Annotated in this window: 28 protein-coding genes; all 28 read right to left on the bottom strand. The window is 70.1% G+C overall.

What is annotated here, in order from left to right:
• The 28 genes from IH45_RS0121595 to IH45_RS0121460 all read right to left on the bottom strand — a co-directional run bounded on the left by IH45_RS0121595 (nt 1) and on the right by IH45_RS0121460 (nt 20841).
• Nucleotides 1-2229: a hypothetical protein gene (locus tag IH45_RS0121595; protein ID WP_030670715.1), complete on the bottom strand. Its 2229-nt coding sequence runs from the start codon at nt 2227-2229 to the stop codon at nt 1-3.
• A gap of 2 nt (nt 2230-2231) precedes the next feature.
• Nucleotides 2232-5672, bottom strand: a complete 3441-nt coding sequence (locus IH45_RS0121590) for a phage tail tape measure protein (protein ID WP_078897698.1) — start codon at nt 5670-5672, stop codon at nt 2232-2234.
• Nucleotides 5673-5694: 22 nt separating this feature from the next.
• Nucleotides 5695-6099 (bottom strand): hypothetical protein, encoded by a 405-nt coding sequence (locus tag IH45_RS1000000145345; protein ID WP_050515046.1) that lies wholly within the window; start codon nt 6097-6099, stop codon nt 5695-5697.
• 20 nt (nt 6100-6119) lie between these two features.
• The gene (locus IH45_RS0121580) at nt 6120-6464 is read right to left on the bottom strand and encodes a hypothetical protein (protein WP_030670705.1); all 345 of its coding nucleotides are present in this window, start codon (nt 6462-6464) and stop codon (nt 6120-6122) included.
• The gene (locus tag IH45_RS0121575; RefSeq protein WP_030670701.1) at nt 6461-6811 is read right to left on the bottom strand and encodes a hypothetical protein; all 351 of its coding nucleotides are present in this window, start codon (nt 6809-6811) and stop codon (nt 6461-6463) included. The genes IH45_RS0121580 and IH45_RS0121575 overlap by 4 nt, the downstream gene beginning before the upstream one ends.
• A gap of 2 nt (nt 6812-6813) precedes the next feature.
• Complete coding sequence (locus tag IH45_RS0121570) at nt 6814-7029, bottom strand: hypothetical protein (RefSeq protein WP_030670700.1); 216 nt, start codon at nt 7027-7029, stop codon at nt 6814-6816.
• Nucleotides 7030-7105: 76 nt separating this feature from the next.
• Nucleotides 7106-7627: a hypothetical protein gene (locus tag IH45_RS1000000145340; RefSeq protein WP_063763031.1), complete on the bottom strand. Its 522-nt coding sequence runs from the start codon at nt 7625-7627 to the stop codon at nt 7106-7108.
• A gap of 53 nt (nt 7628-7680) precedes the next feature.
• Nucleotides 7681-8112 carry a hypothetical protein gene (locus IH45_RS0121560; protein ID WP_234440618.1) on the bottom strand — a complete coding sequence of 144 codons (432 nt, stop codon included), beginning with the start codon at nt 8110-8112 and terminating at the stop codon, nt 7681-7683.
• On the bottom strand, nt 8100-8381 hold the full coding sequence (locus IH45_RS0121555) for a hypothetical protein (RefSeq protein ID WP_030670691.1): 282 nt from the start codon (nt 8379-8381) through the stop codon (nt 8100-8102). Before IH45_RS0121555 ends, IH45_RS0121560 begins: the two co-directional genes overlap by 13 nt.
• 8 nt (nt 8382-8389) lie before the next feature.
• Nucleotides 8390-8734 carry a hypothetical protein gene (locus IH45_RS1000000145335; protein ID WP_050515045.1) on the bottom strand — a complete coding sequence of 115 codons (345 nt, stop codon included), beginning with the start codon at nt 8732-8734 and terminating at the stop codon, nt 8390-8392.
• A 17-nt stretch (nt 8735-8751) separates the two neighbouring features.
• Nucleotides 8752-9159, bottom strand: coding sequence for a hypothetical protein (locus IH45_RS0121545; protein WP_030670685.1), 408 nt, complete (start codon nt 9157-9159; stop codon nt 8752-8754).
• Nucleotides 9160-9162: 3 nt separating this feature from the next.
• Nucleotides 9163-9474, bottom strand: a complete 312-nt coding sequence (locus tag IH45_RS01000000143885) for a hypothetical protein (protein ID WP_032917994.1) — start codon at nt 9472-9474, stop codon at nt 9163-9165.
• Nucleotides 9471-10517: a major capsid protein gene (locus IH45_RS0121535; RefSeq protein WP_030670682.1), complete on the bottom strand. Its 1047-nt coding sequence runs from the start codon at nt 10515-10517 to the stop codon at nt 9471-9473. The genes IH45_RS01000000143885 and IH45_RS0121535 overlap by 4 nt, the downstream gene beginning before the upstream one ends.
• 18 nt (nt 10518-10535) lie before the next feature.
• Complete coding sequence (locus tag IH45_RS0121530; RefSeq protein ID WP_030670678.1) at nt 10536-10925, bottom strand: head decoration protein; 390 nt, start codon at nt 10923-10925, stop codon at nt 10536-10538.
• A 16-nt stretch (nt 10926-10941) separates the two neighbouring features.
• A complete protein-coding gene (locus IH45_RS0121525; protein ID WP_050515044.1) occupies nt 10942-11652 on the bottom strand; it encodes a hypothetical protein in 711 nt (236 codons plus the stop codon).
• A gap of 60 nt (nt 11653-11712) precedes the next feature.
• A complete protein-coding gene (locus IH45_RS0121520; RefSeq protein ID WP_030670672.1) occupies nt 11713-12519 on the bottom strand; it encodes a hypothetical protein in 807 nt (268 codons plus the stop codon).
• Nucleotides 12516-13898 carry a phage portal protein gene (locus IH45_RS0121515; protein ID WP_030670670.1) on the bottom strand — a complete coding sequence of 461 codons (1383 nt, stop codon included), beginning with the start codon at nt 13896-13898 and terminating at the stop codon, nt 12516-12518. The genes IH45_RS0121520 and IH45_RS0121515 overlap by 4 nt, the downstream gene beginning before the upstream one ends.
• A gap of 20 nt (nt 13899-13918) precedes the next feature.
• Complete coding sequence (locus tag IH45_RS0121510) at nt 13919-15580, bottom strand: terminase (RefSeq protein ID WP_030670667.1); 1662 nt, start codon at nt 15578-15580, stop codon at nt 13919-13921.
• On the bottom strand, nt 15580-16074 hold the full coding sequence (locus tag IH45_RS0121505; RefSeq protein ID WP_030670665.1) for a phage terminase small subunit: 495 nt from the start codon (nt 16072-16074) through the stop codon (nt 15580-15582). Before IH45_RS0121505 ends, IH45_RS0121510 begins: the two co-directional genes overlap by 1 nt.
• A 49-nt stretch (nt 16075-16123) precedes the next feature.
• Entirely contained in the window at nt 16124-16705 is a 582-nt protein-coding gene (locus tag IH45_RS0121500; protein WP_030670662.1) for a bifunctional DNA primase/polymerase, read from the bottom strand.
• A gap of 594 nt (nt 16706-17299) precedes the next feature.
• Nucleotides 17300-17551 (bottom strand): hypothetical protein, encoded by a 252-nt coding sequence (locus tag IH45_RS0121490; RefSeq protein WP_030670656.1) that lies wholly within the window; start codon nt 17549-17551, stop codon nt 17300-17302.
• Between the two features lie 5 nt (nt 17552-17556).
• Nucleotides 17557-17898, bottom strand: coding sequence for a hypothetical protein (locus IH45_RS0121485; protein ID WP_030670653.1), 342 nt, complete (start codon nt 17896-17898; stop codon nt 17557-17559).
• Between the two features lie 18 nt (nt 17899-17916).
• Entirely contained in the window at nt 17917-18339 is a 423-nt protein-coding gene (locus IH45_RS0121480; RefSeq protein ID WP_234440617.1) for a hypothetical protein, read from the bottom strand.
• A gap of 31 nt (nt 18340-18370) precedes the next feature.
• On the bottom strand, nt 18371-18667 hold the full coding sequence (locus tag IH45_RS01000000143880) for a hypothetical protein (RefSeq protein WP_032917990.1): 297 nt from the start codon (nt 18665-18667) through the stop codon (nt 18371-18373).
• A complete protein-coding gene (locus IH45_RS1000000148845; protein ID WP_032917988.1) occupies nt 18661-19491 on the bottom strand; it encodes a hypothetical protein in 831 nt (276 codons plus the stop codon). The genes IH45_RS01000000143880 and IH45_RS1000000148845 overlap by 7 nt, the downstream gene beginning before the upstream one ends.
• 9 nt (nt 19492-19500) lie before the next feature.
• A complete protein-coding gene (locus IH45_RS0121470; RefSeq protein WP_030670646.1) occupies nt 19501-19884 on the bottom strand; it encodes a phage tail fiber protein in 384 nt (127 codons plus the stop codon).
• Nucleotides 19885-20066: 182 nt separating this feature from the next.
• Complete coding sequence (locus IH45_RS0121465; protein ID WP_030670643.1) at nt 20067-20309, bottom strand: hypothetical protein; 243 nt, start codon at nt 20307-20309, stop codon at nt 20067-20069.
• A gap of 130 nt (nt 20310-20439) precedes the next feature.
• Nucleotides 20440-20841, bottom strand: a complete 402-nt coding sequence (locus IH45_RS0121460; protein ID WP_030670640.1) for a hypothetical protein — start codon at nt 20839-20841, stop codon at nt 20440-20442.
• Nucleotide 20842 lies beyond the last annotated feature (1 nt).

Genomic DNA, 20842 nt, shown 5'->3' with positions numbered 1-20842 from the left:
TCACCCCCTGCGGCGGTCGAAGAGGAGATCCTCGCCTGTCGCGTAGACGGCCAGGACGTCAGCCCAGGTCGTGAACCCGGACAGGAGATCCTGCCAGGTGCGCCCGGACGTGCCGCCGACACCGACCGAGACAGGCATGTCGGCCTCGACGAGTGGCAGTTTCCACGTGCGCCACGGCTCCTGTGCCGGGCCGCCGATCCGGCCTTCGGTGACCTCGCCGACGGTGACGTACATGTCCGCCACGCCCATGCCCGGCACGGCCTGCCACAGCAGGACGTTGCCGGAGTCGAGCAGCCAGTGCAGCCGGGCCCGCTCGTCGTCGGTGCGCGTCCAGATGGAGAGGTCCCCCTCCAGCCCGCCGCGCAGGCCCGACAGCACCACGGCGTTGCGGCGGCCCTTGACCCGGTAGGTGGCCTGCTCGATTGGCCGGGACCAGTCCGGCGCCTTCTCTACCAGCACCTTCGTGTTCCGCTGCGGCTGTCCTGGATCTTTCAGCCAGGCTTCCTGCGGGTCGCCGGGGTCGATGGTGACGGTCTCGGTGGTGCGGATCTGGATGCCGCCCCCGGCCGCCGGGACGATCTCGACGCGGTAGGCGACGGGCACGCCGAGCGGCGCCTCGTAGTCCTCGATCACCATCAGGTCTGAGGTGATCGTCGTCTTGTTGAGGAGCCCTGACGGGCCGCGCACGAGCGTCTGGCTGCCGTCCTGTCCGGTCCGATACACCGTGATCAGATAGCCGACGGGCAGCTCGCGCAGGGTCAGCGTGATGGCCGCGGCGGCGTTGTCGACGTCCACGTGCTGGAGCGGCAGCGCCGGCCACAGCGACACCACGTCGAAGCGGAGCGTGCTGTTGGTGCTGGTGGCGGTGAGCGTCCACTCGATCGCCGCTTGCGTCGCGTTCGCCGGGGCGATCCAGTCGTTGGACAGGATCCACCAGCCCGAGGCCGGTACCGCGGCGGCGGGCACCGAGGACAAGCTGATGCTGTTGTTCGCGGCGTCGTACCAGCGGATGCCGCGCACCGCGGTCCAGCCGCCCGCCGCCACCAGGCTGTAGATCTCCGAGCGCCAGTTGAGGCCGACGCCCGGCGTCAGTGGAAAGCGTGGGGAGCGCAGCACGCTCGCCGTCGCGGTGGCGCTGGTGACGGTCAGGGAGTACGAGCCGTCGATCGCGGCCGTACCCCACGGCACCGTGCGGGCCACGGTGGCCGCCCCCGAGGTGATGGTCCAGCCACCCGCGTCCTGCTCGAACGACGTCGAGACGTAGGGGATGACCGTGCCCGCATGGGCGGCGCCCGACAAGCCCACCCCCGTGGACTCCAGACGCAGCACCTGCCCGGCGCTCGCCCCGTCGATACCCACCGCCACGCCGCACGTCGCCGCGGTCGCCGGAGCGGCGGCGGAGGCGCGCTGCCGGAACCAGCCGATGCTTGGCGCCGCGAGCGTGCCGCGAGATGCGCCGACCTGGTTGCCGTTGACGTCGTAGAACCTCAACTCGATCCACGTGGTGGCAGCCATGGTCGGCGGCGACAAGTACGTGAAGGCGGTGTACTCGCTGCCCGGGGTGACGATCGGCCGCTCAATGGACACCGCCGAGGCGTTACCCGCCGCTGTCGCGGTGACCGCAAGGACGTGGCCGCCCGCTGTGTAGGCGGTCGCCGCCCACGTCACCGGGGGCGCCTGCCGGGTGACGGTCGCGTTGACCTCGGCGGCCCACCCGGAGGCGTCAACCTCCGACGTCTCGGTGTTGAAGCCGAGCAGGTTACCGACCGTGCGCTGAGGAAGACCGAGGTAGACGTTCTCCCAGTAGTGCTGGACGGCGGCCCCGGCCGGGGTGCTGGACAGCAGCACCTGTGCCCGGACCGCCCACGTCGGCGCCGTCCCGGCGACGCTCACGCGGTGCCAGCTGGCGGAGGCCGCCGACGTGGTCAGCGACCACGTCACCGAAATCTCCGCCCCGGCCCACGTCAGCCACCGGATGCCGATCCGCTCCGGTACCGCGCCCGACGCGTCCGCGAAGACGTGGTACGTCGTTCCCTCGGTGACCGGGTACGAGGACACCGTGCGGGCCTGCATCTCGCCCGCAGCCGTGCTCTTCACGGTCAGGACGCCGTCGCCGTTCCGGCCGCCGGAGCCCAGCGACAGCGTGCAGTTCAGCTTGCTGGTCCAGCCGCTGGTGTTCGGGTCGATCGACTCCGTCGTCGACGACAGGAGATTCCCGGGGATCCCCATGATCACCTCCTCCCGGCGCGGAGCACGCTGGTGAGCTGTTGCTGTCCGCGGTGCACGCGCACGTCGATGAAGTCGGCGAGCGCGTCATCCCGGGCGTGCACCTCCACGATGACGGGCTCCTCGCTGCGTGCCGCGGCGGCCGACATGGCGGACCACTGCTGGCTGGTCAGGACCGCCTCGGGCTGCCCGGTGCCGTTGTAGGCGGCGGTGTAGCCGGGCATGAGCCAGCCGCCGGAGTCGTAGCCAGCTGGCGGCCTGTTCGCGTTCGCCTGCTGAACGCGGGTGATGTTGCCGTACCGGGCGACGATGTAGCGAATGGCGGCCGCGACGTTGGAAACTGGATCAAGGATTCCCCTGCTCCGGAGGGAGTTGGGGACGTAGGCGCTCCAGGTCGGCGGGATCGTCTGCGCCAGGCCCTGCGAAGGGATGCCGTTCTTCGCATTGATGTCCCAGTTGTTGCGCGCCCGCGGATTCCAACCGCTCTCCCTGGAGATCAGGGTGTTCATCCCGGCGAGCCACTGGCTCATGGTGCCGGGCGGCGGAACGTGGGCAGCAGCCAGCGCCTGGCTGATGATGGCCCGACGGCTACCTGAGGGGATGACGCCGCCGATGGTGCCCACACCGCCAGCTCCCTTCTCGTCGGCCTTCTTGCTGTACCCGAAGATCGCATCGAGTGCTTTTGTCGGGAGGCGGCGGATCATCTTTCCGAAGCCCGTGTCCGCCCCCGGCATTCTGGCCAGCAGCGGGTCCACCACATGCTTGACGCCTGCGCGTGCGGACGCCTCCAGTGTGTCGGCCAGCCAGGAGGCGGCCTTCTTGATCCCGCTCCAGACCGAGGAGCCCACGCCCTTCAGGGCGGAGGCGGCCGAGCCGATCCAGCCGAACAGGCCGCCACCATCCTTGAAGGCCGGGGTGCCTTTACGCCCGCCACCAGACGCAGCCCAGCTGCGCAGAGCGGCGACCGCACCGTGTCCGCCAGCGCCGCGTACCTCCTTGGCCGTCCATACGTGTTCGTTGCGCGAGAGCCACGCGGGAACGTCGTCCGAGGTCTCCGTCCCGGCCCCGAACACCGGGCCACCACGGGCCCACCCGCGGATGTCCATCGCCTTGATCTTCGGTGCCCCGAAGGCGTCCGCGATGAGATTCCAGGTGGGCACAATGCCGCGGTTGTAGACGGTGCCGATGATGAACCTGACGGGTTTTTTCGCGATGTCCTGCACCTGGGACCAGGCCCGGCCGATGAAGTTCTTTGCGTCCTCGAAGCTGCGGCCCACTGCGGACACGCCACGGCCGATCAGGTCGAACGCGGGCTTGATCAGGGTGCGCCAGACCCAGCCGATCCGATCGCCGATCCACCCGAAGACCGGCTGAACAACGCTCCTCCACAGCCATGAAAAGGCGGAGCCGACTGCGGCCAGGCCGCCGCGCAGCAGACCGAAGCTGGGCTGAATACCGTAGGTCCAGAGCCAGATCGCCCTGGAGGCGATCCATCCGAGCACAGGCTGAACGACGCTCTGCCAGAGCCAGGAGAACGCCGAACCGAGTGCCGAGATGGCCCCACGAATCAAGGCGATGTTGGGCTGGATGATGTTCGTGTTCAGCCAGGAGACGCGCGCGCCGATCCACCCGACGACCGGCGAGATGATGTTCGTCCACAGCCACGAGAAGATCGCGCCGAGAGCGCGGATGGCGATGATGATCGGGCCGACCACGATCACGCCAATGATCGTGGCGAGGATACGGGCTGCAGTCCCGATGAAGCTGAACACGGGCGACAAGACCGTCGTCCAGAGCCATGTTGCCGCCGCGCCGATCGCCGACAGACCGGCCCGGAAGGCATTGAACACCGGCAGCAGCACGTTGTTCCACGCCCAGGACGCGGCCGTCTGGATACCCAGCCAGGCGGCCTGTACCGCGGTGCGGAACCATCCGACGCGCTGGTAGGCGACGACGATGGCGGCGCCGAGCGCGAGGATCGCCGTAATCACAAGGATCACGGGGTTCGCGGACATGACCGCGTTGAACGCCGCCTGCACGATCGTCGCGCCCCGCTGCACTGCAGCCCACGCCAGGATCGCCCCGCGGTAGACGGAGAACACCGCAGTGGTCAGGGCGACGGCGATGCGCTGCGCGGTGATGGCGACCGTCAGGCCGGTCACGGCGATGCCGATGGGGATCAGCCACGTGCCCATCGACTGCAGCCAGCCGACCACGGCGGTACCCGCCGTCCACAACCCGGTCAGGGCCGGGATGAGGATGGCGGCGACGACCGTGGCGACTGCCCGGATCGGCGGCAGCAGGTTGGTGCTGAACCACCGCGCGACCTGCCCGAGGATCGGCAGTACTTGCCCGCCGACGATGTTGACCAGGCCCTGCTGCAGCCCCCGCACGAAGACCTGGATCTCATGGGTGGGGCCGGAGCGCAGCGTCTTGCCGACCTGATCGGTCGCCCCCTTGAGCGCGCCGAGCTGGGTAGTGGCCCGCGAGACATCAATCGCGTTGATCGCCTGGCCGAGGTCTTCACCCGGCCCGCCGAAAAGATCGGCGACGACGTTCTGCCACTGGGCGCCTTTGAGGGTACGCAGCCGGTCGAAGACCAGGTCCAGGGCTTTCTGGCTGCTGGCCCCGCCCTTGCTGAACTCGGCGACGAACGAGGTGGCGTCGATGCCGAGCGTCTTGAACGCGGCGGCGGTCTTGTCCGTGCCGTCGACGGCCCGCAGGGAAAACTCTTTGAAGGCGTCGGCAACCACGTCGGCGTCCCGGGCACCGCCCCGGATCGCCTGGTTGATAACACCGACGGCCTGAGCACCGCTCAGGCCCATCTTGGCGAACTGCGTGCTGTACTCGTTCAGCACGTCCAGCAGGTCGTCGGCCTTGTTCGCGCCGGACTGGAACCCGCGCGTAATCAGGTCGAATGCCTGGCCGGAGTTCTTCGCCAGCCCGGTGCGCATGAGCTGACTGACGGCATTGGTGACGCCCCCGAGATCCTGGCCGAAGACGTTCGCGACGTCACTGGCCTTGGTGGCGATCTGCTGAAGCTGAGCGTTCGTGGTGCCAGGCGGGGCCAAGCCCGCCTGCACGGTCGCCTTGATGGCGTCCGCGGCCTCCTGAAAGGAGTTCGCGACCCCTGATCCGTAGAGCTTTCCGGCGAGCTTGCCCTGGTCGGCGGCGACTTTGTTGGAGGTGCCGAGCTGCGCCTGCAGCGTCGAGGTGACGTTCGCCTGGTCGATGGCGTCGGTAATGCCCTTGACCAGCAGGGCACCGGCCGCCGCGCCCGCAAGAGCGGCTCCCGCCTTGACCTTGTTGCGGAGCCCCTCTCCGGCGGCCTGCCCAGCCTGGCCTCCGGCGGCGATGGAAGGTCCGACCAACTGGCGGCGCAGCTCGGCTTCGATACCCCGCACCGACGGTATGACCTGCAAAGTTGCGTAACCGACGGAGGGCATCGGTGCACCCCCGTCCGTCTCGTCAGGCGATACGCCCCTCGGTGATGGCTCGCTCGCGTTCGCGTTTGCGGCGCCGGGCGTCTTCGATGCGGGCGACCCGCTCGGGGCTGTGGCGCGGCGTCTTCTTCTCCCACCAGCGCGGATACGGCTTGGGCGCCTTGGGTTTGCGTTTCTTCGGGTCGCTGTTGGCCTGCGCTTGATGCCAGTCCATGACCGCGAGCATGTCGAAGAGGTCAGCCAGGACCAGAGTCTCGCTGCTCGGCTCCGGCACGCCGTCGTTCAGCGCGGTGCGGGTCGCGGAATCCGGGGGCAGGCGCTGAATGTAGGTGCTCAGCTCTCGCCAGGTCAGCCGCGGGTGGCCGTCGGCGTCCCGGAGATATAGATCCCGCAGCCGTACCCCGTATTCGCGGCGGAGGTCCGCCTCCAAGGCTCGTCCGTGTCGACGGATCAGCTCTCGGAGGCCGGAGATTCCCCCTCGGCCAGCCCGCAGTGGTGGCGGTAGGCGTCGAAGAGGGGCTTGAGCTTGTACTGCGGCAGCGGGATCTTGTGGAATTCGGCGAAGTCGTCGCCGAGCGCGGCCTGGAAGACGCCGAGCATGGCGCCGGTCTCGCCCTGTTCGGCGGCCTCCATCAGGCCCCAGACGTCAAGGCCCTGCAGGTGCTCCATCTCCCAGCGGCGCCTCTTCCAGTGGAAGCGGAACGGCCTCAGCTCGACCTCGGCTTCGACGGCGTCGAGGTTGAAGTCGAACGGCTGGTCGTCTGCGGTCTTACGGGGCGCGGTTCGTGTGCTCATGCGCGGTTCTCGCTCTCGGGCGTGGCGGGCTTGGTGATCTGGACATTGGCGGCGGGGATGGTCAGCCGGACCATGCCGGCGCCGTCCGGGCCGATGGTGACCTCGATCCGGTCGGCCTGGACGATCCACGGAAACGGGCGTCCGTCGACCGTGATGCCGCCCCCGGGCTCGACGATGATGGACGTGGCCAGCGGCACGTCATCGGCGACCGCGGGCCGCTGCTGCTCGGCGGCGAGCGCGGCCACGACCTTGCCGCGGAGACGGCGCGGCAGCTGACTACCGGGCTGCACGAGTCCGAGCAGTTCGGCCTTGGCCTGGATCTTGGCGTCGCTGTACGACAGGGGCACGGTCAGCTCACCCGGACCTCGTTGGCGGGGATGCTGATGGAGCCGGGGAAGCAGAGGACTTGCCGAGCGCCGATTCGCTTGGTGATGTCCTCCGACCAGCGGGCGATGCGTTCAGAGAGTCCGTCGTCGGCTTGATCAATGATGAGGACGAACGGCGTCTCCATGCCGTCGTCGCCGTGGTCGACCATGGGGAGTTCGAGTACCTGGATGCGTGCCATGCGCGGTTCTCCCTCTGTGCGCGGTTGAGGGTAGGCCGGGGCGCGGTGAACCGCGCGAACTCCGCGCCCCGGGGTCTTAGGCACCAGCGGTGTACTGGCGGTCGAAGAGGACCTTGCCGCTGGTGGGGAAGATGGTGGCGACGAGGGTGACGGCCGTGAGGTCGGTTTCGTTCTCCTGGATGTCGCCGTCCACGTCGACCTCGGCGTACTGCGCGGTGATCAGACGCTTGACGGTGTCGCCCTCACGCGTCTCGAAACCGATCTTCACGCGGGCGGGCTTCGGGACAATGATCTGCGTCTCCGTGCTGCCCGGCCAGATCAGGCTGCGCGTGGTCGCGTTGTCCTCCAGCGCCACAAACGACTTGGTCAGCTTGAAGTGCGCGCGCGAGGTCCGCACGAGAATGCCACCCCAGGCATACAGGTCGTCGGTGTCCTCGTCACGGGACTCGGTGAAACCCTCATCCCCGTCCAGCAGGCCCACCAGGCCCCACTCGGCAGGGAAAGGATCATCCACGGTCGCCGGGTTCACGGCGGTGAGCGGGCCGACGTACACGTCGGCATCCGTCCACAGACTTGCCTTTGTCGGGTCGCCGGCCACGGCGTCCTCCTCTTACTGGGTCGGTTCGAAGGGCGCGCGGTTCGACTGGACAGTCACGCCAAGGTCGGCCGGACGTTGGCGATGACGGTGAAGGTGGACAGGTCGATGCCGCTGTCCGGGTCGGTCGCAGGCAGCGGGCCGGTGCCCGGCCGCACGGACCGCAGCACGGTGCCGTCGTGGACGAGCAGCAGCCCGCGGGCCAGTTGGGCCAGGTCGTGGGCCTCATCGGCACCGGCGTGCCAGACGGTCACCCGCAGCGTGGCCCGGGTGTTGGCCATGGAGGAGTGCGGCAAGTCGGCGTCCAGACGCACCAGGACGTAGGGCAGGTACGGCGTCTCGGGCGTGCGGTCCCCCGGCACCCGCGTGCCGACCGTGGCCCCGGCCACGAACGGCTCCGATCGCCCTGCCAGGGCCATACGCAGCACCTGCGCGCCCGCGGCCTGTACGTCCGGGAAGACGACCAGCACCTTGCTCACCGCTGCCACGCCCTGACGTCCAGGCCCTCGGCGCCCGCGGCCCGGGTCAGGACACCGTCGCGGGCCTGCCACGCCATGCCCTTGATGCTGCGGATCACCACGGTGGAGGCGGCCCGGTCGGTGGTGTAGTGGCCGACGACCACATCCGTGCCCTCCGGGAGGCCGGCCCGCACGCGCGCGCCGATGCGTTCGGCGGCGGCGGACACCATCTGGCGCACGCCGTCGGAGACGAGGAGTTCGCGCACCCCGGCGCGGTTGAGCCGCAATTCCTGCAGCACGTCGCCTCCTATCCCGTGGCACGGCGCATGACGAACTCCAGATGGTGGGTCGCGTTGCTCAGGAAGTCGGAGTAGCGGCCGACCTCGCCGGCGACCTCCAGGACCATGCCGTTCCACTCGATGCGGTCGCGGGCCTCGATGTCGGCGTCCACGCCCGGCGCGGTGATGACCTGCCAGCCGGTGACGACCGCGGTGCGGGTGGGGTCGGCCTGCTCGGTCTGGGTGGTGGGCTGCACGCTCACCGACGCCACCGGCAGGCGGGAGACCTTGTCGGGTGACCAGTCCGGGACGGTGTTGCCACCCCGGTCGGTGCGCTGACCCGCCCGGAGACGGACGATCGTCTGGTGGAACACGGCGACCGCCTCTCAGTTCAGCACCAGGGCGGCGGCCAGCGCGGCCCGCAGTCCGGGAGCCACACCGGACCCGGGTCACGCAGCCCCACCGAGTAGGCAGCATCCCCGCCGCTGCCGCTGCCGTTCGCGGTCAGCGCCTCCAGCTCGGCGTCCGTCAGATACATCCCGCCGGTCTCGCCGAGCGTCTCCGAGTACTGGCCCACGGTGCGCTGCCGGTAGCCGCCCGGGTTGGCCATGGTGCGGCGGGCCACCGCCACGCTGACCGCGCGCGCCACATCCGGATCCGGCTGGGTGCCGGCCGGGATGCTGGTACGGATCAGGGCGGCGATGTCCTCCAGCAGGGCCTGCACCTGGGAGCGCTGCGGCTCGGCGAGGGTGACGGCTGCGCGGGCCTCGTAGTCGGCGACCGTCGCGTAAGCCGCCACCGCTCACTCCTCCGGCAAGACGACGCCGGCCTGCTCGCAGGCGGCGATGATGTCGTCGCGGCTCATGTCCGCGGTGACGTCGACGCCGTGGCGTTCGGCGTAGGCCCGCCACGCCTCGGCGCCCGAGCCCTTGCCGGACCGGGCCGGCGGGGGTGCCGCCGCGGCCGGTGTCTCGTCGGCCGGCTGGCTGCCGGATGCGAGGTTGCGGGCGTCCAGGCGCGCCCAGTCGGGCACCGGGTCGCCGGGCTGCAGCCAGGCGCGCCGGGTGCCGTCCTTGCTGGTGACATGGGCGTACACCGCGCAGCGGGCTGTCACGAGATGGTCCCGATGTCCGCGCAGAAGGACATGTCGGGGTTGGCGAGGATCGGCAGCGAGACCGCGGCCGCCTTCGTCCACACCGCGACCGGGTCCTTGGTGGAGTAGGCACCGGCGACGATGCCCGGCTCCTCCCCGTCTTCCAGGGAGAACTCCGGCTCCAGCGATTCGGCGGTGGTGCCCCACAAGGTGGCGCCCATTTCCGAGGACTCCGGGTCGGCCGGGTCGCCCGCGGCCGGCAGCAGCAGCACCTTGTCCCGCGGGATGACGTACTGGCTGGCGCCGGCGACACGCACCTGCGCGTCGTAGACCTCGAACGGCGGCAGGCCGTGAGCCTGGAAGATGCCCTGCAGCGTGGCCTGCGGCACCACATTCGGGGTTCCCACCACGGTCGCGGCCAGGGCACGGATCTCCGCGTTGCGGATCAGCAGCCCGAGGGCGGCCGAGGACAGCAGGACCGTGCCAGGGGCGACGCCGTTGCTGGTGCGGTACACCTCAGCCCAGGCGATCAGGTCGGTCAGCGGGGTCGCGTTGGCGGTGTCCGTCCAGGCGGTGGCCGCGGTGACGGTGTGCGAGGCGGCGCGGCCGAAGTCGACGGAGGCGGCGATGCCATTCTCCGCCAGGTCGATCTTCCCCTTGTACAGGGCTTCGCCGCGGGCCAGTTCGATGCGCGCGGCAACCGAGCGGGTCATGCGCTCGGCGTCGGTGAGGATCTGGCTGCGCACGCGGGTGTTGAGGCGTCGCTGGCGCAGCCGGTCGTACTCACCCAGCCGGATCTTGCGGGAGACCGGCGGCAGCTCCCCGGTCACGCGGGTGATGCCCGGACGCGAGCCGATGGGCGACTCGGCGTCGTAGGCGCGGAAGGTCGCCGCCTCCGACAGGCCCTCGGCGCCGCCGCGGTCGAAGCGGTACTGCAGGTCGTCGATGGTGCGGTTGGGCAGCCAGGCGGCCAGCCGGAACCGGTTCATCTGCATGTCGGCCAGGGCCGCGCGCACGTAGCCGGTCAGCTCCGCGGGGGCGACATACTCATTGTTGATCAGCATGGTGGTGTGTCACCCCTTTCAGAAGAAGGTGATGCGGCCGGCGACGTCGGTCTTGCCGGCGGCGTCGACGGCGGCGGGCAGCTTGGCTTCGATCACGGCACCGTGCCACAGCAGGGCGCCCTGCGGGTCGACGGTGGTGACCGTGGGTGCTGCGATCGAGGTGAACAGGAAGCCGGCCAGCACCTCGGTGCCGTCAGTGGAGGCGTTGTTGTAGGGGCCGTACTTACCGGTGGCGGTGATCTTCCCCAGGGGCAGGCCGGAGGGGAAGTAGCCGTTGGGGTAGTGGGTGCCCGCGGTGAACGCGGACGTGTCCAGGGTGATCGAGCGTGCGGTGTCGGTTCCGTGCGCGGACGCCAGCCACGACTGGTCGTCCTGCCCGAACACCTCGCTCTTCGGGTTCAGGTTCATGTCCCGTCCTCGGGAGTCAGATGGTGGTCTTCTTGCGCTGCGCCCATAGATCGCGCCCGGAGGCGACCGATGTGGCCTTCTCCCGCCCGCCGCTGCCGCGCGGCCCCTGGTCGAAGCCGCGCTCTGCGCGCTGCTCCTGCTTGGTGTCCGCGTCCGCCTTCTTCTGCGGCGCCGGCGGCGCGAGCCGGTCGACCAGTCCGGCCAGGCCGCTCTCGTCGACCTCGCCGTCCTCCCCGACGTACTTGGCGAGGTTGAGGTCGTCGGCGACGGAGGCGGCGTGGGGGATGCGGCCTGCGGCGGCGGCCAGGAAGCCCTGGCGGGCGAGCTTGCCGGCCAGGCGGACGCGCTCTTCGGTGCGCGCCTTCGCGGACGCCTCCTCGACGGCGCGTTCCTGGTCGGACATGGACTGCTTGCGCAGTTCGTCGCGCTCCTTGGCCGCGGTGGCGTTCTCCTTCGCGCGGGCTTCCCACTTCTTCTGCAGGGCCCGGTACTTCTCCGCCTCGGCCTTCCAGTCCGTGCTGTCGCCGTCGCCGGGCTTGCCGGCCTCGGTGGACGCCCCGCCCGTGTCGGGCTTGCCGTCCCCGTTGTCATCGGACTGGCCGTCCTCGGTGCCGCTCTCGCCGCCGTCCGCGTACAGGACCGGCGACCACGGCGTGGACGGGTAGGGGTGGGACCATGCGGCGGCAGCGTGGGTGTGCCGGCGGCGTGCGAAGGTGCGTGCGCGCATACGTAGTGCTCCCGTGTCGGGCTGGTGTGTAAGGGGGCACGGCCGTGTCGGCCGCGCAGGTCACTGGCCGGGGATGTCCTTGGGGCCGGTGAAGTCGTGGCGGCGCAGGGCCAGCAGCTCGCCCAGTTCGCCGTGGTGGCGGTCGATGATGATGTCCCGGTAGTCGGGCAGCCGGCCGCCGCGGTCCGACTGTCCGGTGGCCTTGGCGACCGCGGTGTGCGCGTCCTCCAGCAGCCCCGCGTCGATGATCTGGCCCGGATCCTGGCCCGCCGCCAGGGGGCGGGTGCCGCAGTCGCAGCCTGGGTGGATGGGCATCAGCCGTTCCTTGCGGTACCGCTGCGTCGAGGCGATCACGCACAGGGCGCAGTTGCCCGACCCGCGCAGGAAGCGCCGGTAGAACTGCACCCGGCTGTCCCCGGCAAGCGACTGGCGGGTCGCCTCCCGGCGCGCCAGCTGCAGATCGGTGGCCGCGATCGACGCCAGCCGGTCCCGGCCCTGCCGGACCGCCTCCGCCAGCGGCTTGCCTTGCGACAGCGCCGTCCACACCGTCACGAACGGACGCCGGTAGACCTCCTCGGGCGGCGTGCCCCGCAGCGCCGCCGGAAGCTCCACGCCCCGGGCCAGCGCCGCGCCGCCGAACATGTCCGCCACCATCTGCGTCAAGTAGGCGTCCGTCAGGGCGCCCACCTGACGCTGCGCCCCCAGCACCACGGGCAGGACCCGTTCGACGAACGCGTCCGCGTCCGCGTCCCGGTAGGTTCCTGTGGCGCCGAACAGCTGCCCGGCCAGCGCCAGCAGTCGCTGGCGAAGAGCGACGGTCACGCTCGTGTACCGGGCGTCGAGGGCCGCCTGGGTCACCTCGCTCATGAGGCACCCGTCTCAGCCGCCGATCCGGCAGGAGCGGACAGCAGCGCCGCGCCGGCGGCCTCCGAGGCGATGCGACGCACCCGCTGCGGCGACTCGCCCATGTCCTCGGCCAGGATCGACAGCGGGTAGCCGACGCTGTGCTTCTTCGTCGCCGCATCCGCGATCACCGACGGGTTCAGGCGGCGCGGATCAGCCCACCGGACCTCCGCCTGCGCGTAGTCCCGGTCGATGCCAGCCTGCGCGGCCGCGAGCGCGAAGACGTCCTCCCACGCCTCCCCGAGCGCGGCCTGATGCTCGCCGACCTTGGCCAGATGGTTGACGTCCAGGGCGTTGACCGTGTCGGCGCTGATGTTCACCAGGTCGGAGGCGAAGTAGTAGGCAGGGGTGTGGGAGAGCACCAACATGTCCCGCACGTCCGACTCGTGCTCCTTCAGGAAGCCGGACAGGTCGGTGGCATCCAGTTGCCCGAACTTTACGTTCTCGCCCTCGGAGGCCCACAGCGCCGACGGCGACGGCACGAACGGCATCTCCACCGTCTCCAGCCCCGTCGCCGGGTCCACCCGCTTACGGAACTTGTGACCGGTCACGAAACCCTGCCGGAACGCCGAGTAGCGGGCCGCTGTCATCCGGTTCAGCACGCCCAGGTTGATGCGGTCCTGGATGTCGAGCACACCGGCGAACTCCGGCTCCGGGTCCTCCATCAGGCCCGGTCGGCACTCAAACGGCACGACCGGCACCGCCCCCAGATCGTGCTCCTCGAACTCGCCGTCCAGCTCCCACGACTCCGCACCCCACGGCAGCACCATGCCGCCGCGGCGCGCGGTCACGTAGCGCTGCAGTCCGCCGGGCAGGAACACGGTCGCCCGGCCGATCCGGTCCACGTCGTCCCACCACGCCTTCAGCGCGGCGGCCCGCTCGCCCGTGGCGGGGTCGTGCTCGACGATGACCTGCCGCGGATGCTCCGCGGTGATCAGTGGCGCCGGCCTGCCGTCCCCTTCCGTGCGCCGCGGATGCGGCCCCACGATGACGTATGCCTGCGCCTGCGCCATCACCGTCCGGTACAGCAGCTTCTGCCGCGAGTCCAGCTTGTTCGCCTGCCACCAGCGCAGCGCATCATCGTCCGGCTCGCCCTGCCCGTCGGTCACCCCGAGCACCTGCAGACGGTGTACCGGTGCGTCCGCCACCGGCCGGCAGAAGTTCGTCCGGGACTTGCGCTGGAACTCCAGGAACGCCGCAGCGGCGTTCTTCGGCAGCGACGGCAGCGGATGCCGCCCCCGGTAGTAGTTCCACCAGCGGTCCAGCTCCTTGCGCCGGTCCCGCAGCCTGCGGCCCAGCCTGAGCAGCCACCAGTCCGGTGTTCCCGGGGTGTCGTCCAGCACGGCGTCACCCCGCCTTCGCTTTAGAACGTGAAGCCGCCCATCGGCTGCTCTTCCTCGGCCAACCCCTTGGCTACCGCGTCCAGCCGGGCCTGCCACGCCAGCACCGACGCGATCGCGGCGTCGATCTTCCGTGCGGAGTCCGGATGCTCCTTCATGATCTGAATGCCGGAACGGCCCTTACGGCGACGAGCGTTCAGCACATGCCGGGCCAGCGTGCTCGACCCGTCGTGCGTCAACTCCTTGTCCAGAACCGCGGAGTGAAACTTCTCCAAGGCGCGGACGATCAAATTGGAGCGGCCGCCGGTCATCCACCACTCGACGGGATGGTCCCGGGTTGACTTCACCTTCAGCCCGGCGCCCCACCGGGCCTCCCAGTCCGCGACGTGGCCCTCCCACTTGGCGGGGTCCGCGTACATGCCGACCACCCGGAAGCGGGAGAACGCCTCCTCCACGGAGGCCAGCACCTCTAGGACCGGCACACGCCAGTCCTGCCCGGCCGGGCCCTCCGGCTGCTCCCAGCAGCCCAGGAGGAACAGGTGCCCGTCCGAGACACGGCAGCCGACCAGCGCGGTCGCGTCGGTCACGCCGCGGGCCCGCGCCCGGGAGCCGTCGAAGCCGAGCACGACGGTGTCCCCGTCGGCGACCACCCGGGCCGCGTCCGAGCACCCGGCCCACTCCGGCTGCGACAGCCAGCTGTCACTGGCATGAGTGATCTGGTTCAGGAAGTCCGAGCGCATCACCTGCGGATCGTTCGACGTGTCCCAGAAATCCCCGACCAGCCGCTCGATCGGCGACCAGCCCGGCGGGCACGGCGGCGAATGCAGCACGCACCCGCCCTCGTGATCCGAGCTGTCCCCGTAGGCGTAGCGCAAGCCGGCCACCAGCGATTCACGGTCCGTCGGATCGGTCTCCGGCGGCGCCTCCCGGTGGTCCCACAACAGCCCGTCCTCACGAGTGCGGCCCTCGGCTATCGCCTTGGCGAACGCCGCCGTCTCCTCGGCCACCGACCCCATACCGGGGATGTAGGCGTTCGGGGACTCCAGCGTCGTCCCTCCGATCTTCGCCGCGTTCGACCGCATCACCTGCGCGAGTCGCTTGCCGCCGTTGCTCGGCGTCCACTCCTCGGTCTGATCAAGTACCGCGAACAGCGCCTTGTTGCCCTTGCGTGAGGTGGCCGACGAAGTGACCTGGTCGATCTTCCCCCGGGGCAGATTGACGAACGTGTCCAGCGGCTCCAGCCCCGGATACTCATCGATCACCGGGCCGAGCCGGAGCATCTCCAGCAGTGGCGCCCACGTGTTCTGCGTCTGGTCTTCGGATACAGCCGCCACCTGCACCAGCGGGGTGCGAATCCGGTCCCAGCCCGTGCCGACCGGCTCGCCGCTCGCGTCCCAGCCGTCCGGGACCACCGGGCCGAGCGCCTCGGCGCAAGCAATCGCCGCCAGCAGCGGCGACTTTCCCCACCCACGTGGGCGACTCAGGACCCCACGCCGGATGCGCCGCTTGCCCGTGCCAGGGTGCAGCTCATAGAAGCGGAGGATGAACTCCGCCTGCTCGCGGGTCGGAACGAACGGCTCGTACTCGGGGCGATCTGGAGCCGCGAGCATCTCCAGGATCCAGTCCAGAACGGCATAGCCCAGCGTCGGCAGTTCGCCCTCGAACTCAGGCCCCCGCCAGGGCATCAGGGCTCCCCGCCGGCCGCCTTCTTGCCGCGGTTCGTGGGCAGAGCATGCAGAGTTCCGTACCGGGCCTTCGCGCTGCTGCCCGGCTCCGGGCGCTTCGCGTCCGCCTCATCCGCCGCGGCGAACTGCATGCGCAGCCGGGCCCGGTCCTCCATCGTGGCTCCATGCTTGGCCACTCGTAGCCGCAACTCCGGGGCAGCCGATAGGTCACCGCTCCACACCTTCGCGTGAATCAGCGCCGTATCGAGGAGGAACTCCCAGTCCGTCGAGGAGAAATGCTCCGCCTGCGGCGAGGCCACCCACGTCGCCCACCATGCCCGGGTGCGCTCCGGCCAGCGGAACTTCACCGACCGGCCCTCATCGTTCTTGATGCGAAAGTCCGGCAGTTCGGGCGCTTCCGCCTTCTCGAACCGCAGGATGGTCTGCGCCTGCAGGTCCTTGTTGCGCCGAGCCCGCCTGCTCGGATCCTTCGGGGGCGGCCCCATACCGGCCATGTCCGTACCTCCCGTGTCGGGTACGCCGCAACACACCCGTGTCGGGCAGCTACAGCAGCGCGTCGATCAATCCAGAGAGGTCACCGAGGCGACGGGGCGTGTCGCCCCACGTGTCGCCGGTGACCGCGATGTACCTGCCGTCGGCGTACAGCTCGACCGAGCCGCCGTCGACGGACAAGCGCCGTCCGCGCTCCAGCCGGCCGCGGCCCCAGATGTGCAGGCCGTCTCCCGACGCCGACCGCTCGATCCAGCAGCCGGGCGCCAGGTCCACGATCCGGCGTGCCCATGCGGCCAGTTCCCCTTCCCCGGCGAGGCAGTGGTCCAGATCCACGCAGACGATGCCGTCGCCGTCGAGGACGAAGCCCAGTCCGGCACCGGCCTTGCTGGCGGCGGCCCGGCGGTGCGAGGTCCACGTCGCCGGGTCCGTGCTGCTCGCCGCACCTCCGCAGGTGGTGACGGGCACCTTCGCCGCGGTGCGGCGAACCCACCGCGGCCGGGAGGTCAGCTCAGTCGGCAGTGCGCGGCGTGCGCGATGCGCGGCGACTCGGCAGCGGGTCGAACAGAAGCGGGCGTTGTGGGCGTGGCGTGCCGCCAGGTGGTCGCCGCACCGCTCGCATCGCTTCGTCTTCATGACTCCAGTCTACCTTGGTGTGTAACGGCAATCCACACCCTGACCAGCGCTTTACCGAGTTCCAGCGAGGCGCCGTTCAGGGTCAAGGGGCTGTATGGCCGTCTGCCTGAACCCACCTCGAAACATCCCGGACCTGCCCTGGTCGGCCGTCAGAAGCCCGCTCAGCGGCTCCTGGAGCCAAGATCCCCAGACCCGTACCCGGCCTCAGCCGCAGCACCTCCCCGGGCTCCAGGGCCCCCGGGGAGGGGAGGGTGGGCCAGGGGCCCAAGATCACTGCGGGCGGGCGATGCGCACGCTGCCGCAGTGCTCACGTGAGGCCGGGATGCCGCTCCCCGGTCCGGGCCTCGGTGTCCCGCCTGCGGTTCGGTGACCTGTTGCCCTGCTGAGAGGTCTTGTGCCGATGACACCATCCGCATAGAGCCTGCAGGTTGCATGGTCGGTGGTCGTGCTTATCGCCGATGTGATCCACGTCGGTCGCGGGCCGGCCGCAGGACTGGCATCGATGGCCGTCGCGTTCGAGGATCGCCGGGCGGATCCGCGTGTACCAGTCGGCCGGCAGTTCGTTGCGCCGGTTGCTGCCTGTCCATCCGCCGCTCATTCGTCGTCCTCGTAGTCGCGGCCGTCGTCGTAGGGTTCGGCGCGCTCGGTGCTGCTGTCGAGGCTGGCGCCGTCGAGGGTGTTGTCGAAGCCGAAGGGTGCGCGCGGCACTGGTTCCCCGGCGTCGGACTGCCGCAGCTGGACGAGCAGGCGCCCGGCCGCGGCTTCAAGGTCGGCCAGGGGTGGGGCGGCCTTGCCCGCCTCTTCGATCTCGACCTCGTGGGTACCGTCGCTGATGCGGATACGCACCGGTCCTATCCCTGGACAGCCACCTTGTAGGCGGAGAGCTTCAGTTCGGCGTTGTCCACGTCGATCTGCAGGGTGGTGCCGTACAGGCGTGTGGGGAAGGGGCCGATCCTGCGGGATGCCGAGGTGGGGATGGACCATGTCTTGGCGGGCACGGCCACTCCGTCCACCGTGCTGGCGAAGAGGGCGGAGACGGTGCGGGACACGGTGGACCCGCTGTTGCGGACTTCGAGCCATACCGAGCCGTCGTTGTTCACGCTGTGGTTGTTGGTCGCGTCGCCGTTGACTTCGGTCGCGGGGGCGACGCCAGCCCTGGTGATCTGCGTGACGGGGATGGAGACGCGGGGCATCGGGCCCTCCTGGGCTGGTCAGTCGTTGGGCTTGCTCACGCCAGTGGCCTCACCGTTGACGAGGGTGGCGAAGACGCGCGCCGGGGCTTCCTTGCGCGCGGGCACGGGCTGGAGGAGGACACCTCCGTCGGCGCCTTCGATGGTGATGAACAGCTGGTTCATGTCCTTTTTGAGGGCCAGGGCGAACAGGCCGGTGAGCAGGACTCGGGTCGCGGTCACGCGCTTGCCGGCTTCTTCGCCGCGTTCGATGGTGACGCGCGCACCGTCAAGGGGCACCGGCTCCTGGTTGGGCGAGTGGACTTTGCCGCCCATGACGGTGACGCCTGCTGCCGCAGCCGCTGTCCGGATCTTGTTGGCGCGGGCCTTGGCGGCCTTCTCTTCATCGGTCTTCTTCGAGCCGAACATGGCGTCCCCCATCGGTGCGCGGTTGGTGAGCGCCATAGTGGCGCACGAGCCGCACGAGGGGAACGGGTCAGATGACCTTGATCTGTCCTGAGCGCCATACCGGCGTCTCCGCTCCGGCGGTCCAGGTGAGCCACACCCAGTACGTGCCGGGCGTGAGGGTGAGGGCCCCGCCGACAGGCCCGACGAGGAGCCTGGCGGTGGAGCCGGCCCATTCGCCGGTGTACCAGTCGCTGGTCGCAGGGTTGCCGCCTCCCGCGAGGAACGCCATTTTCGGCGGGGCGGAAGCGGTGATCGGGGCCCCCGCGATTTTCATGGTGACTCCGACGTGCACGTACTCGGTGGACGTCTCTGCGCGGGTCACCATGGCTCGCTCACCACCCACCGGGACTCGGGTTGGCCGACGGTGATGTCCACGTCGTTGGTGTCGGCTCCGTCGGGCGCGGCGGTGAGGCTGCTGCTGCCTGTGAGGGCGGCGGCTGCGGTGGCGGTGAGGCGGGTGCCGACGGCCAGGTCGCTCTGTGCGGTGGCAGCGAAGCCGCTGACGGCGGTGCGCGTGCTGGCCGCAGTCATGCCGCTCTGCGCGGTCAAGGCCGCGGCGCCTTCGACGATTCCGGCGGTGCTGAGCGTGTTGACGCGGTCGTACTCGGCGTAGTCGGTGGTGCCGCTGGAGCGGTGGGCGCTCAAGTCGAGGGCGCAGGTGTCGATCCCGGTGGTCACCCAGCTCGGGGTCGCGAGGGTCCTGCGGTTCGTCCAGGTGCTGCCGTCGGGCGACGTGTCCCACAGCACGTTGCCGCCGGTCTCGCGGATGCGGAGCCACAGGTGGGTGGTGCCGCTGTAGGCGATCTCCACGGCGGTCGCGTCGAAGTAGCCGACGTCGTTCTGCATGCGGAGCATGGTCGTGACCATGTTGATCGTGAAGCCGATACGGGTACCGTCCGTACCGGAGTTGACCATGAAAGCGCAGTACGCCTCCGTGGCGCCGCTGGCTGCGGGCCGGGTCGGGACCTGCACGTACACCGAGCTGCCCGCGAGCGTCCACTGGTAGGCGCTCTGGTAGCCCGCGAATCCGGTCGTGCACGGCACACGGGCGCGGCCCCCGATCTCGCTGACGCCTCCGTAGTAGTTGCCCCACTCGGGGCCGATCACGTTGTCATTGAAGTTGTCGACCAGGCTGGAGATCAGGCCCATGACCTGCTCCTACGCCAGCGTGAGCGATAGCGATCCGGCGGGCACCTTGAAGTCATCCCCAGCTGCCACGACCCGGCTCGCGGTGAGCGCACCGTAGGCCCAACGGACCGGCGTTCCGGCCGAGTCCCAGATCTCCACACCGACGACCGTGCAGGCGGGCATGCCGCTCCACACAAGGTCCGCACTGTTGGAGACGGCGCCGGAGGCCGCTGCGGCGACCGTGACGGTCTTTCGCGAGTACGACCCGCCGGTGACTTCGGTGCCCGCGGTCACGTCATCGCCGTTCGCGGTCACCAGCGCAACCTTGATCGGCGTGACGGGGGCGGTCGTCGAGTTGCCGAAGAGCCAGTCGAGCATGCGGTTCTCGGCGGTCCCGCTGAGGTTGTCTGCCACGCCGGCTCCTCTCGGTCTGGGTCCGCCGCTCGGCCGCACCGCGTCCGTGAAAGCACGGTGGGGGCCCTGCCCGGCTCCTTGTCGGGCGGCGGACGCTGGGGTGCCTGCTGCCCAGTGGGCCGCCGTGGTGCCGGGCAGCAGGCGGGGCCCGTCCTGGGGGGACGTCGGGCCCGTATCGGGGGTCAGGCGGCGTGGGGTGCGCGTTGGGGTGTGGGCCGGTAGGTGGCGGCGAGGGCCCGTATTTCGGGGAGGGCGTACATGGTGCGGGCTGCGTGGCCGAGTCCGGTGGGCCGGCCGTCGCCGCGGAAGCGCTGGATGCGGCCTCGTGAGGCCCACTTGCGGATGACCGTCATGGGGACGCCGGTGAGGCGTTCGGCTTCGTGGGCGTAGACGAGGTCGTCGGGGTAGAGGTCGTGCGGGCGCATGGCAGCACCTCCCCCGGCATGCAGAAAGCCCCCGACGGGTGTCGGGGGCTCCTGGTGGTTGAAGGGCACACTACTGGCGCCTGCGGTCACTGTGACATAGCGGTGATCGGCGGTCAAGCACAGACGACAATCAGCCCTCCTCGAACTGTCCGTAGAGGGCGGGGTCCAGCACGGGCAGGTTCCACACCGAGCCGTGATGCTGGTTGCCGTACTCGATCAGGGCGTCGCACAGGTAGTACTCCCGCTCGGCGGCGACCATCGGGTCCGGCTCGTGGGCGACTCCGGCGAACGTCAGGTCGCCGAAGTACTGCCGGGCTTCGGGCTCGTCGGCCAGTAGCTGTTGCAGCTTCCGGTCTGCGTCGGCGACGGCCGCGGCGAAGTGGTCCGCGGGCACCTCGCCTACGTGGGTGGCGTACATGATGGTCTGGAGGCGGTAGGGGGCCTGGGTGGCCAGGTGCTCCCGGTCGTCCAGCGGAAGGCGGGGCCAGTCCGGCAGAGGACGACCGTCTTCCCGGGGGTACTGCGCTGCCATG

This window comes from Streptomyces rimosus subsp. rimosus, from assembly GCF_000720725.1.
Lineage (GTDB): Bacteria > Actinomycetota > Actinomycetes > Streptomycetales > Streptomycetaceae > Streptomyces > Streptomyces rimosus_A.
Note: the sequence above shows the minus strand (reverse complement) of the source record. Positions and strands in the feature narration are given on the sequence as shown.